Here is a 12242-nt window from a genome sequence, read left to right as displayed (position 1 = left end):
TGGTCGCTGGGCTCGTTCCGCGGCGGCCTCGGTGTGCCTCCTCATGATCTTCCTGGGCGTGAGCTTCTCGGTGCCGGCCAACTCGGCCGGAAAACCTCTGTTGCGCGTCGGCCTCTCGTACGGCGACACGCTGGTGTGGATGAGTGACGCCGCGCTCGGAGGTGCGCTCGACGACGCCGTCCGGGTCGGCGCGAAATGGGTCCGCGCCGATCTCTCCTGGCAGGATCTGGCCTCCGACGGCCCGGGGGAGCCGCGGTGGGCGCTCTTCGACCGGGTGCTGGCCGCGGCCCGCGCCCGCGGCCTGTCGATGCTTCCGGTGCTCGCCTACACGCCGTCGTGGGCGCGCCCCGCCGGCTGCACCCAGCCGACCTGCGGCCCGGCCGATGCCTCGAAGTTCGCGGCCTTCGCCCGCGACGCGGCCCAGCGGTACGCGCCCCTCGGCGTGCACTCGTGGGAGGTGTGGAACGAGCCGAACCTGGGCTTCTGGAAGCCCGCGCCCGACCCGGTCGCCTACACCGGCCTGCTGATCGCCACGAGCCGGGCGGTCCGCGGCGCCGACCCGGCCGCGAAGATCGTGCTGGGTGGCCTGGCCGCCACCACGACCGGGAAGAACCGATATTCCCAGCTCGACTTCCTCACGCAGGTGTGCAAGCTGGGCGGCAACCGGGTCGTCGACGCGGTCGGCTATCACCCGTACACCTACCCCTACCTGCCCGGCACCCGCACGCGTTTCGGCACGGCGTGGGAAAAGATCGACGAGTCGCCGGTCACGCTCCGGTCCGTCCTCAAGGCGTTCGGCACGCCCCATCTGCCGGTGTGGGTGACCGAGATCGGCGCACCCACCGGCGGCCCGGGCACCGTCTCCGACGGCAGCGTGCGGAGCATCACGTCGAGGACCACGCACGTCACCGAGAAGCGTCAGGCCCAGATCGCCGCGGCCGCGGTGACGAGCGCGTCCGGCGACCGCGACATCCAGGGCCTGTTCTGGTACGCCGACCGGGATCTCAGCACGGAGAAGGACTCCAACGAGAACTTCTTCGGGCTGCGACGCGCGGACGGTTCGGCGAAGCCGGCGTACCGCGCCCTGATGCACGCGATCGCCGGCGTCGACCGGCCGCAGCGATAGCCCCGGTCTTCCCGTTCGTCAGCAGGCGCCCTTCGTGACCTTCGGCTCCTTGCCGACCGAAGCGGGCACCTTCACACACGCCTTGGCGCCCTTGACGGTCACCTCGGCCACGCCGTGCCGGACGATCCGCACCTTGCCGAAGGACGGCGGCATGTTGGCGATGGCCGCCGGGAGGTAGTCGGCCGGCTTGCCCTTCTCCTCCGCGGCCTGCCCGATCGCCGCGAAGCCGACCGCCTCGGCGGTGTCGGTCGCGCTCGGAGCGTCGCCCGCCCCGCCCGGCAGGTCGGCCGGCCCGGCGGAGCCGCCCGCCAGGTTGCCGGTCAGGCCACTCAGCGCCGCGGAGTCAATCTTGGTGGCACCCTGCGGAGCGTCGATCGGCTCACCGGTGGTCGCGTCGATGCGCAGCGCCACGCGACCGGTCGCACCGTCGACGAACTGCAGCAGGTTGAGCTCGAGAGCGGTCAGCTTCTCGTGGTCGACCCAGACGTCGACCACGATCGGCCGGTCCTTCGGCGCCTTGTCGAACGCGTCCGACATTTCCTTGGCCTGCGCGCCGCTGACGGTGGTGACCAGGCGCTTCAACTCCGTGTACGCCTTGGCGGTCGACGAGGTGACGACCAGGTGCCGGGGGTCGGCCGCGTCGCGCGTGATCTGGGCGCCCTTGAACAGGTTGGACGCGCTGGACTTCAGCTCGGCCAGGGTCTTCGCGTTGTCCGTCTTCCCGGTCGGCACGCCGAACGCGGTAGCGGGCAGGCCGGCCGCGTCCTTCGTGTCGAACGAGACCCAGCCGCCGTCGAAGAAGGCACCGAACGCCGGCGAATCCTCGGTGGCGCCCTTGCGCGCCGAGGACACGTCGCCGGCGGCGGCACCGAACTTCTGCGCCAGCTCATCAACCGGCGCCTTGACGTAGAGCATCTTGTCGACGACCCGCAGCTCGGTGCCCTCGACACCGTCGACGGTCGCGGCCAGCCGCATCCGGTCGTCATCGGCGCCCGGCCCGGCCTGGTCGTACGCGACGGTGACGGAGGAATTGAGGACCTTACGCAACGAGCTCGTGTCGTCGTCGGTCCAGGGCCCGTCGTCGCTCTTGTCCTTGGCGGCCTGGGCCTTCATCGCCGCGATCAGATCGTCGGCGGAACCGGTCACCTTCAAGGTGAAGCCGGCCTGCTTCTCGGCGGCCAGATGCTGGGCCGCGGCCCGCAGCTCCAGCCCCGGCTCCAGACGCTCGACCTGCTGGGCGCAAGCCCCGATCAAGGCCAGAGTCGCCACGCCGGCGGTCGCGCCGGCCACGAAACGCTTCGTATGCACTTTTCTCCCCGTGAAGCATCAGCGTCCGGACGGACGATGCCTGCTGCCAGATTCGGCGAACATCAAGGTAGACGCCAGAGACAAACGTCTTTCACTTCCTCAGCCGTTCGTCCCGGTCTCAAGCCATTGGCCGGAATTCGACCACCGGCACCGGGGTCAGAAGCCGAAGACCGGCAGCGCGGGCAGTGCCGGGCGGTCGAGCCACGCGGTGAGCAGTTCGTCGACCGGTCCGGTGGCGAAGCGCCGGACGTGCTCCCGGAACTCGTCGGTCGTCACCGTCCCGTGCTGGTGCTCGGCGACCCACGACCGCAGCAGGGCGAAGAACGACGGATCGCCGATCCTGGTGCGGAGGGCGTGCAGCGTGAGGGCACCCCGCTTGTAGACCAGCGGATCGAACATCCGGTCCACGCCCGGGTTCGCGATGGCGATATCCGCCGGCTGCGCCGCCAGCCGGGCGTGCCAGCGGGTGGCGTGGACGTCGGCCGACGGGCCTCCCGAGGCCGCCGACCACAGCCATTCGGCGTACGTGGCGAAGCCCTCGTTGAGCCAGATGTGCCGCCAGTCGGCGACCGTGAGGCTGTTGCCGAACCACTGGTGGGCCAGCTCGTGGGCGACCAGCCGCTCGTGGGTGCGCCGCCCGTCGAGGTGGTTGCGCCCGAAGACCGCCATGCCCTGGGCCTCGATCGGGTCGTCCAGGTCGTCGTCGGCGACCACGACGACGTACTCCCGGAACGGGTACGGCCCGAACAACTCCTCCAGGGTCGTCATGATCTCGCCGTGCCGCCCGAAGTCGTGTGCGAGCACGCCCCGCAGCCGGGCCGGGACCGCGGCCAGCTGGGGCACCTCGCCGTTGGCCAGGTCCACCAGCTCGTAGCGCCCGATCTGCACGCTCATCAGGTACGGGGAGGTGGGTTCGTTCCGCTCGTACACCCAGGTCCGGGTGCCGGCGCCGCGGCGCCGGGAAACCAGGTCGCCGGTGACCACCACGGTGTACGGGGCGGCGGCGGTCAGCGTGACCAGGAAGGTGGCCTTGTCGTCGGGCCGGTCGTTGCACGGGAACCAGGACGGCGCCCCGTTCGGCTGGCTGGCCACCAGCGCGCCGTCAGTCAGCTCGTCCCAGCCGATGTCGCCCCACCGGCCGGGGATCGGGGCCGGCACCCCGGCGTACCGGATCTCGATGGTGAATATCGTGCCGTACGCGATCGGGTCCTCCGGCTTGACCCGCAGCTTGCCCGCCCGGTGGGTGAACTTCGCCGGCCGGCCGTCGACCCGGACGTCCGATACCCGGAAGCGGCCGAGGTCGAGGCTGAACCGGGACAGCGACTGGACGGCCCGGGCGGTGACGACCGCCTTCCCGGCGAGCCGGTTGGTCGTGACCCGGTAGTCGAGGTCGAGGTCGTAGTGCAGGACGCGATAGCCACCGTTGCCGTGTGCGGGAAGGTAGGAGTCGGTCGAGTGCTCGGCGCCGGGTGCGGCGCCGAAGGGCCCCACCCTCGGGGTCATGCCCAGTTCGCGATCGGGTTGCCCAGCCATCGGCTGTCCTCGGGGACGACGTCGCCGCGGGTGACCAGCGAGCCGGGCCCGACGGTGGTGCGGGCGCCGATGCTCGCGCCGGGCAGCACGATCCCGTGCGGGCCGAGCGTGGCGCCCGCGCCCAGGGTCACCTCGTCCATGCTCATGATCCGATCATGGAACAGGTGGGTCTGCACAACACAGCCCCGGTTGACGGTGGCACCCGGGCCGAGCCGTACCAGGTCGTACTCCGGCAGCCAGAAGGTCTCCAGCCAGGCGCCGCGGCCGATCTTCGCGCCGAGCGTCCGCAGCCAGATGTTCAGCAGCGGGGTGCCGGTGGCGAAACGGAACAGCCACGGCGCGGCGAGCACCTCGACGAACGTGTCGGCGAGCTCGTTGCGCCAGACGAACGACGTCCACAGGGCGTGCTCGGTGACCCGGAACCGGCCCACCAGCAGCCACTTCGCGGCGGTCGCGGTGAGCGCGGCGACGATCGCCGCGGCCAGCAGCACCGGACCGGCGGCCAGCGCGGCCACCCAGCCGCCGGCCGCCTGCCAGACCCACGCGAGCGCGGCGAGGACGACGACCGCGAGCGCGCCGGCCAGCATCACCGGGACGATCCGGCACAGCTCGATGGCGGCCCGGGCCAGCTTGAGCCGCAGCGGCGGGTCGTAGGTGCGGCTGGTGTCGGCCGCCCCGACCGTGCGGCGCAGCGGCATCGGCGGTGCACCGAGCCAGGACGAGCCCTTCTTCGCCTTGCGCGGGGCCGAGGAGAGCACACCGACCAGGCCCCGCTTGGGCACCGAACGGCCGGGCGCCGCCATCGAAGAGTTACCGAGGAACGCCTGCTTGCCGATGCGGGCCGGCGCGACCCGCAGCCAGCCGTGGCTCAGCTCGTAGGTGGCGACCATCGTGTCGTCGGCCAGGAACGCCCCGTCGTCGACCGTCGTCATCGCGGGCAGCGCGAGCACCGTGGAAGCCTCGACGTTGCGGCCCACCTTGGCGCCCAGCAGTCGCAGCCACACCGGCGTGAACAGGCTGGCGTACATTCCGAACAGCGCGAACCGGGCCATCCCCATCAGGCGCTCGGTGGTCCACACCTGCCAGGCCACCCGCCCGCGTACCGGGTGGAAGCCCTCCCGCACCCCGAGGCTGAGCAGTCGGACCCCGACCAGGACGAGCAGGGCGTAGGTCAGGAAATAGGCGACGGCCGCGGCCGGGACCAGGAACGGCGAGGCGGCCACCAGCTCCAGGGCCGGAACGATCGCCACCACCGGTAGCACTCCCAGGAGCTGGGCGGTCAGGCTGTAACCGGCCACCCAGAGGCGGGACCGCCGCGCCGGACGCTCCTCGGGCCAGGCGGCCGCACCCTTGGCGGCGGGCGCGGCCGGTGAGCCGGCCCAGCGCCGGTTCGCCGGCACCGCACCGGTGACGGTTGAACCGGCCGCGATCTTCGCGCCCTTGCCGATCCGGGCGCCGGGCATGAGCGTGCTCCGGGATCCGACGCGGCTGCCCGCACCGATGCGCACCTTGCCGATCCGCACGACGTCGCCGTCGATCCAGTAGCCGGACAGGTCGACCTCGGGCTCGACCGCCGCGCCGCGGCCGAGCTTGAGCAGGCCGGTGACCGGCGGCACGGAGTGCAGGTCGACGTCCGGACCGATCTGTGCGCCGAGCGCCTTCGCATACGTGATCATCAGGCCCGCCCCGGCGACGCCTGTCGCACCGGTCAGTTCGGCGAGCCGCTCGGCGGCCCACAGCCGCACGTGCACGCCGCCGCCCCGCGGGTAGTCGCCCGGGCGTACGCCGCGCAGCAGCAACCGTGCTCCAGCGGCCGCCACCGCGATCCGCCCGGGCGGGCTGAACAGCAGCAGCCAGCCGGCCGCGATCCACCACCAGGACGCCTGCGGCGCCCAGGGCATCAGAACGTTGCCCAGCGCCGCCAGCACGATGGTCCAGCGCAGCCCGACGAGCGCGAGCATCGGCAGCATCAGCAGGGCCTGGAACAGCCCGGTCCGCCGGGGAGTGGGCCGGACCTCGCGGCGGACCGTCGCCGTCGCGTCCAGCGCGTCGAGCACGGCCGCCATCTGCGACAGGCGGGGGTGCTGATAGACGCCGGCCACCGACACCTGCGGGTGCTGCCGGCGGATCCAGGCCACCAGCTGGGCCGCGCTCAGGCTGCTGCCACCACTGCTGAAGAAGTCGGCGTCGGCCGCGCCGGGGCGTACGCCCAGAATCCGTTCCCAGCCGCCGGCCAGCCAGTCCTCCGTCGCCGTCAGTTCGGCGGCATCGCCGCCGGCCGCCAGCGGCCACGGCAGCGCCGCCCGGTCCACCTTCCCGGAGATGCGCGTCGGCAGAGCCTCGACCTCGGCCAGCAGCGGGACCAGCGCGGCCGGCAGCTGCTCGCGGATGCGCAGCCGGGCCGCGGCGGCGTCGAATCCCTCGCGCGGCACGACATATCCGACCAGCAGCTGGTTGCCCGCGGCGGTCCGCTTCACCGCGGCGGCCGCGCCGGCGACGCCGGGCAGTGCCTGCAGCGCCGCGTCGACCTCGCCCAGTTCGATCCGGCGGCCGCCGAGCTTCACCTGCTCGTCGCCGCGGCCGAGGAACAGCAGGCCCGCCGGTTCGGCGCGGACGATGTCGCCGCTGCGGTACGCCCGGGGCCAGCCCAGGGCGGACAGCGGCGCGAACTTGTCGGCGTCCTTCGCGGCGTCGAGGTAGCGGGCGAGGCCGACCCCGCCGATCACCAGTTCGCCGGTCCCGCCCATCGCCACCGGGACACCGGCCGGGTCGACCACCGCGAGTTCCCAGCCGGCCAGCGGCAGGCCGATGCGCACCGGTCCCTCGCCGGTCATCCGCGCGGCGCAGGCGACGACCGTCGCCTCGGTGGGGCCGTAGGTGTTCCAGACCTCGCGTCCCTCGACGGCGAGCCGTTCGGCGAGCTCGGGCGGGCACGCCTCGCCGCCGAAAATCAGCAGCCGCACGTCGTCGAGCGCCTCGACCGGCCACAGCGCGGCCAGAGTGGGCACAGTGGACACGACCGTGATGCGCTGCTCGGCCAGCCACGGGCCCAGGTCGACGCCGCTGCGGACGAGCGAGCGCGCAACCGGCACCAGGCCGGCGCCGTGCCGCCAGGCGAGCCACATCTCCTCGCAGGAGGCGTCGAAGGCCACCGAAAGACCGGCCAGGACGCGGTCGTGCGGGCCGATCGCGGCGTCGTCGGCCAGGAAGAGCTGCGCCTCGGCGTCGACGAACGCGGCCGCGGCGCCGTGGGTGACGGCCACGCCTTTCGGCGTGCCGGTGGATCCGGAGGTGAAGATGATCCAGGCGTCGTCGGCCGGTCCGGGCCGTCCGGGGCGGCCTTCGGGCGTACGCCGGAGCTTCACGGTGAGCCCGTCGCCGATGACCGCGCAGACGTCGGCCTCCCCGAAGACCAGTTCGGCCCGCTCCTCGGGGTCGTCCGCATCCACCGGCACGTACGCCGCGCCGGCCGCCAGCACGCCCAGGACGGCCAGGTAGAGCTCGGCCGTGCCGGAGGAGACCCGGATGCCGATCCGGTCGCCGGGACCGATGCCGTGCCCGCTCAGGGTGGCCCGGAGCGCCTCGATCTCGTCGGCCAGCTCGCGATAGGTAAGCGTGATGGCGCCGGTGTCGATGGCGACGGCCGAAGGGTGGGCCTGCACGGTCGCGTCGACGATGTCGACAAGCGTGCGGCGGACCGGCGGGTACGGGGAGCGGAACACCGCAATCGCGGGGAGCTCGATCGGTTGCCGATCGGTCGTCACGGTCACCGGGCGTGCTCCATCTCCACCTCGCGGGTCAACGTCGGCCAGGCGCGCGGCACTCAGCCGCCCGGGGGCGGCGTTCAAAGCTACGCGAGGACAACGGGCGATGGCGGCGCTATGACGAATTCGTGTCCACCGACACACCGTCACGCCGGTACGCGGGCACGCCGAGCAGTTCGTCGACCGTGACGAAGCGGTAGCCCCGGGCCAGCAGGCCGTCGACGGTCAGTCGCACCGCCTCGACGGTCGCGCCGCGGAACCCTCCGCGCCCGTCGAACCCGTCGTGGAAGATCAGGATGGTGCCCGGCTTCGTCCGGGCCAAGGCCCATCGGGCGATGCCCGCGGCGTCGCGCTGGAACACCTCCAGCGGATGGCAGAACACCCCGGAAACCGGTTCCAGGCCCCGCCTCCGCAACATTCGCAGCATCACCGGTTGCCGCCACAGCCACGGCGTGCGGGCCAGCGCCGGCGTACGCCCGAGGTGCTTGCGCAGCAAGCGTTGGTTCTCCTCGGTTTCGCGCCGGAAGGCGCCCGGCAGCAGGTACGTGGTGAACCGGTGCGTCATCGAATGGTTGCCCACCACGTGGCCCGCCGCGACGAGCCGGTCGGTGGTCGCGGGGTGCCGTTCCACGCACACGCCGACCTGGAAGAAGGTGGCGCGAATCCCGCGGCTGTCCAGGAAATCGGCGATCTCGGAGGTGTACGGCTCGTTGGGACCGTCGTCGAAGGTGAGCGCCACGACGCGATCGGCGCGGTCACCCCGGTAGGGGTAGCGCCCGAACACCTGCGCGGACGGGGCAAGGAACAACCAGCACAGCACGAGGATCGCCGCGACCACCCCGAGCGCGATCACCGGGGCCGGCCCTGGACGTACTGCGCGACGTTGTTCGCGGTGTGGGCGACGTACTGCCGCGGCTTCTCGAACGCGACCAGCGACAGCGCCGCGAGTACGGCCGCGACCGCGAACCGGAACCGCCGGGCGGGCGCCGGACGGGTGCCCCGGCACACCGGCGCGGTGCCGAGCACCCGGCGCCCGAACAGGCGGTTGACGAAGTAGGCGGACAGGTAGAAGACGAACAGCGAGACGAACAGGTTGTAGGCGAACCCGCGCGCGAACCGGCGCCCCGACGTGAACGTCGGGTTGGTCCCGTCGTAGACGACGGTGCCCTGACGTCGCAGCCGCCGCAGGACATCGAGTTCGTCGCCGCCCTGGGTGAGCGTGGTGTCGTAGCCGCTCCACCGGTCGCGGCGGAAGGCGATGTTGGTGGCGCTCACGTAGTAGGTGCGGCCGGTGGTCCGGTAGACCAGCCCGACCGCGCCGAACAGCGCCCGCGCGAAGACCTGCCCCCACCGGGGCCCGTCCTTGTAGCGGCACGGCCCGACGACCGCGACCACGTCGCCGGTGCCGTGGAAGTTCCGGTCGATCTTCGCGAGCCAGTCCGGCGCGTACGTCGTGTCGGCGTCGGCCGAGACCACGATCTCCCCGCGGCTCGCCTCGGTGCCCGCCTGGCGCGCGTTGCACACCCCCGGCGCCGGCTCGCTCACCACGCGGACGCCGAGCCCGCGCGCGACCTCGGCGGTGGCGTCGGTGGAGTTGTTGTCCACCACCACGATCTCGTACTCACCGTCGAAGTCCTGCCGCTGCAGGGATCGAATCGCGCCGGGGAGATAGGACTCCTCGTTGTAGCAGGGAACGACGACGCTGAACCGGATTGTCATGGCATCAGCGTCGGCCGCCGCGACGGCCGGAACCATCGATGATCACCCCGATTGCACCCCGAGATTCGAACCCTCGGACGGCTCAGGGAAAACCGGAGCGTCTGCGTCCAGCCGGAGCCTCGCGCGGGTGGCGCATCCGGGTGTGCCTGCGTTCCGGTGCCGGCCACGGCTGTCGCAATATGGGACGCCTCCGGGGCGATCCCTACGTAGTGTAGGTCTGTGCCCGAGGCCTCTGCCGATGTACTGCAGGGAATTCAGCTCATGGCGGCCCTGCTGGTCGTCGACGAGACCTTTGCCCGGGCCTCCTCGGCCGAGGAGGCCCTCAAGGTGTGCGTCGCCGAGGTGGCGACGCTCGAAGCCGTCCTGCCGTCGACCGACACCGAGGTGGTCCGCGCGTTGACGGCGCTTGCCGAGGCGATGCTGCTGCTGCGCGAGATCGATCAGGGGATCAAGCCCATGGAGACGCTTGAAGAGCTCTGGAAGCTCAATGGCGAAGACCCTGCGTGACGTGGGCCCGGGCGGTGATGTGCGGGTGCGCCGGGCAGCGCTCGCAGCCGCCGCGGGTGCGAATGCCGACGGCCGCCAATCCGAGCATGGTCAGCGGAGCCAGAACGGCCAATAGCGTCGCGGTCATCACCCCCGGCTTCCCGGCGTCTTGACATCGAAACGCCGGGAGCGGTCCTGGTTCGTACCGGCGGCCGGTCGTGGGCAAGGTGGTCATCGTGCCCGGAACCCGGCGTGGTTAGGTGTGCGGTGTGAGTGACCCGGCGGCCGGCCTGAACACCGAGCAACTCGGCGCGTACTTCGCCCTGATCGAGGTCAGCAGCCTGCTGCAGTACGCCGTCGACGAGCATCTGCGCGCCGACGGCGACCTCAGCTTCGTGCAGTTCCAGATCCTGGCCCGGCTGGTCGACGCGCCGGAGGGCAGCCTCCGGATGACGGATCTGGCCGACGGCGTCGTCTACAGCCGCAGCGGGCTCACCTATCAGGCCGGACTGCTCGACAAGCGCGGCCTGATCACCCGCTCGCCGTCTCCCGACGACGAGCGCAGCGTCATCGTGGCGGTCACCGACGCGGGCCGTGACCTGATCGCCCGGGTGCTGCCCGGACACGTCGACAGCGTCCGGCGACTGCTGTTCGACCCGATGGCCGACGGCGACCTCGCCGCATTCGGCGCGGTGCTCGGTCGCGTCCGCGAACACATGCGGGCCAACCCGCCACGCTCGGCCAAGCCGCGCGCCGGACGGAACCGAGCCGGCTGATCCTTACTGATCGTCGGGGTCGTCCGGCGGGAACGACGGGAAGGGCGGCGGTGCCGCACCCCCGTTCGTGACCGGCCGGCCACGCTCAGCTCAGCTCAGGCGCGCAGGGCGGACTGGGCGAAGTCGAAGACGCGGTCCGGGTCGTACTTGCGGATCACCTGGCGCAGGCGGGTCAGGTTGGTGCCGTAGTAGGCGCTCGCCCAGTCCTTCTGGCCCGGGTTCAGATAGTTGACGTACGCGCCGGTGCCGACGATCGGCGCGAGTGCCTGCTGCACCGCGAGCACCGCCGGGCCGTTCGCCGCGTTGCCGCTGTAGACCTGGACCGAGGCGTGCGCGCCGCGATGCGCGAACGCGGTGTCGGCCGTCTTGATCCGCCCGGCCTGGCCGCGCAGCGAGTCGAAGAGCAGCACCATGCCCTTCTGCTTGCTCATGAGGGCGACGACGCGGTCGGCGATGGACGCGGTGACCGTACGCTCGAGCATCCGCGACGCCGCGCGGAACGCTTCCCGACCGGCGGCCGGCCCGGCGAAGTACTTCATCGCGTTGAGATAGTTGTAGGTGTGGGTCGTCCGGGAGGTCGGGCTCGCGCCGACCGCGGCGATCAGCGCCGAGAGGTGACCGGTCAGCGCGGACGCCGAGCCGGTCCAGGTACCGGTCACCCGATTGGTCGGCGTGTGCGCGGCGGTGACCGCGCACAGCGAAGTGAGCTGGTCCGGCGCCGCGTCCATCCACTGCGACCAGGCGCGCAGCACGCGCGACGTGCGCGCGGCCGGGAAGTGCAGCGAGAAGATCGTGACGGTGGGCGCCGGCACGGTGCCGAACGTGAAGCTGGTGACGATGCCGCCGTTGCCGCCCCCGCCGCCGCGCAGCGCCCAGAACAGGTCGGCGTCGTGGTTGCCGTCGACCGTGTGCAGGGCGCCGTCCGCGGTGACGACCGTGGCCGACTTGAGGTGATCGCAGGTGAGGCCGTACGCCCGGGCGACCACCCCGATGCCGCCGCCGAGGGTGCTTCCGGCGACGCCGACCGTCGGGCAGGACCCGGCCGGCAGTGCGCGGCCGTGCGCGGCCAGCGCCGAGTAGAGGTCGAGGAGCTTCACCCCGGCGCCGACGACGGCCGTCCCGTCGCTGGAGACCGTGATGCCCTTGAGGGCCGAGAGGTCGACGACGACACCGTGGTCGGGCGTCGAGAACCCGGCGTAGCTGTGGCCGCCCGCCCGGGCCGCGAGCGGTACGCCGTGCCCGCGTACCCGCCGCACGCAGGCCCGCACGTCGTCGACGCCGGCCACCTTGGCGATCGCGGCCGGCTTCCGTACGCCCAGCGCACTGTTGTACGGCTGGGCCGCCGTGGCGTAGCCGGCGTCGCCGGGCCGCAGCAACGCACCCTTGAGGGCCCGCTTGAGCCCCGCGTAGTCGACGCCGGTGGCCGCCGCGGCGTACGGCTCACCGAGCATCACCCCACCGGCCGCCGCCGCGCCGGCCGCTGCCGCCAGACCGAGAAACCGCCGCCGTCCGAACTTGAAGTCGCCCATG

Annotated in this window: 9 protein-coding genes; 3 read left to right on the top strand and 6 right to left on the bottom strand. The window is 72.3% G+C overall.

The window, feature by feature from the left end:
- Positions 1 to 43: 43 nt before the first annotated feature.
- On the top strand, positions 44 to 1126 hold the full coding sequence (locus ACIA5C_RS02620; RefSeq protein ID WP_396050477.1) for a cellulase family glycosylhydrolase: 1083 nt from the start codon (positions 44 to 46) through the stop codon (positions 1124 to 1126).
- Between the two features lie 18 nt (positions 1127 to 1144).
- Here ACIA5C_RS02620 and ACIA5C_RS02615 read toward each other — a convergent pair whose 3' ends face one another.
- From ACIA5C_RS02615 to ACIA5C_RS02595, 5 genes are all read right to left on the bottom strand, one after another.
- Positions 1145 to 2434, bottom strand: a complete 1290-nt coding sequence (locus tag ACIA5C_RS02615; protein WP_396050475.1) for a hypothetical protein — start codon at positions 2432 to 2434, stop codon at positions 1145 to 1147.
- Positions 2435 to 2590: 156 nt separating this feature from the next.
- On the bottom strand, positions 2591 to 3937 hold the full coding sequence (locus ACIA5C_RS02610) for a M1 family metallopeptidase (RefSeq protein WP_396051999.1): 1347 nt from the start codon (positions 3935 to 3937) through the stop codon (positions 2591 to 2593).
- Entirely contained in the window at positions 3934 to 7737 is a 3804-nt protein-coding gene (locus ACIA5C_RS02605; RefSeq protein WP_396050473.1) for a Pls/PosA family non-ribosomal peptide synthetase, read from the bottom strand. The genes ACIA5C_RS02610 and ACIA5C_RS02605 overlap by 4 nt, the downstream gene beginning before the upstream one ends.
- A gap of 109 nt (positions 7738 to 7846) precedes the next feature.
- A complete protein-coding gene (locus tag ACIA5C_RS02600; RefSeq protein ID WP_396050471.1) occupies positions 7847 to 8584 on the bottom strand; it encodes a polysaccharide deacetylase family protein in 738 nt (245 codons plus the stop codon).
- Entirely contained in the window at positions 8581 to 9450 is an 870-nt protein-coding gene (locus tag ACIA5C_RS02595) for a glycosyltransferase family A protein (protein ID WP_396050469.1), read from the bottom strand. Before ACIA5C_RS02595 ends, ACIA5C_RS02600 begins: the two co-directional genes overlap by 4 nt.
- A 261-nt stretch (positions 9451 to 9711) precedes the next feature.
- Between ACIA5C_RS02595 and ACIA5C_RS02590 the strand changes: the two genes are divergently transcribed.
- Both ACIA5C_RS02590 and ACIA5C_RS02585 read left to right on the top strand, forming a co-directional pair.
- A complete protein-coding gene (locus ACIA5C_RS02590) occupies positions 9712 to 9957 on the top strand; it encodes a hypothetical protein (protein WP_396050467.1) in 246 nt (81 codons plus the stop codon).
- A gap of 248 nt (positions 9958 to 10205) precedes the next feature.
- On the top strand, positions 10206 to 10712 hold the full coding sequence (locus ACIA5C_RS02585; RefSeq protein WP_396050466.1) for a MarR family winged helix-turn-helix transcriptional regulator: 507 nt from the start codon (positions 10206 to 10208) through the stop codon (positions 10710 to 10712).
- Positions 10713 to 10807: 95 nt separating this feature from the next.
- On the opposite strand, the gene ACIA5C_RS02580 is transcribed toward ACIA5C_RS02585, so the two are convergent.
- Positions 10808 to 12241: an FAD-binding oxidoreductase gene (locus ACIA5C_RS02580; protein WP_396050465.1), complete on the bottom strand. Its 1434-nt coding sequence runs from the start codon at positions 12239 to 12241 to the stop codon at positions 10808 to 10810.
- Position 12242 lies beyond the last annotated feature (1 nt).

Source organism: Actinoplanes sp. NPDC051343 (genome assembly GCF_044455125.1).
Classification (GTDB): domain Bacteria; phylum Actinomycetota; class Actinomycetes; order Mycobacteriales; family Micromonosporaceae; genus Actinoplanes.
Note: the sequence above shows the minus strand (reverse complement) of the source record. Positions and strands in the feature narration are given on the sequence as shown.

What these genes read in the sequence shown, in the direction of transcription:
- ACIA5C_RS02620 (WP_396050477.1), top strand. Translation starts at nt 44, where the DNA reads ATGATCTTCCTGGGCGTGAGCTTCTCGGTGCCGGCCAACTCGGCCGGA.
- ACIA5C_RS02610 (WP_396051999.1), bottom strand. Translation starts at nt 3,937, where the DNA reads ATGACCCCGAGGGTGGGGCCCTTCGGCGCCGCACCCGGCGCCGAGCAC.
- ACIA5C_RS02595 (WP_396050469.1), bottom strand. Translation starts at nt 9,450, where the DNA reads ATGACAATCCGGTTCAGCGTCGTCGTTCCCTGCTACAACGAGGAGTCC.
- ACIA5C_RS02590 (WP_396050467.1), top strand. Translation starts at nt 9,712, where the DNA reads ATGGCGGCCCTGCTGGTCGTCGACGAGACCTTTGCCCGGGCCTCCTCG.
- ACIA5C_RS02580 (WP_396050465.1), bottom strand. Translation starts at nt 12,241, where the DNA reads ATGGGCGACTTCAAGTTCGGACGGCGGCGGTTTCTCGGTCTGGCGGCA.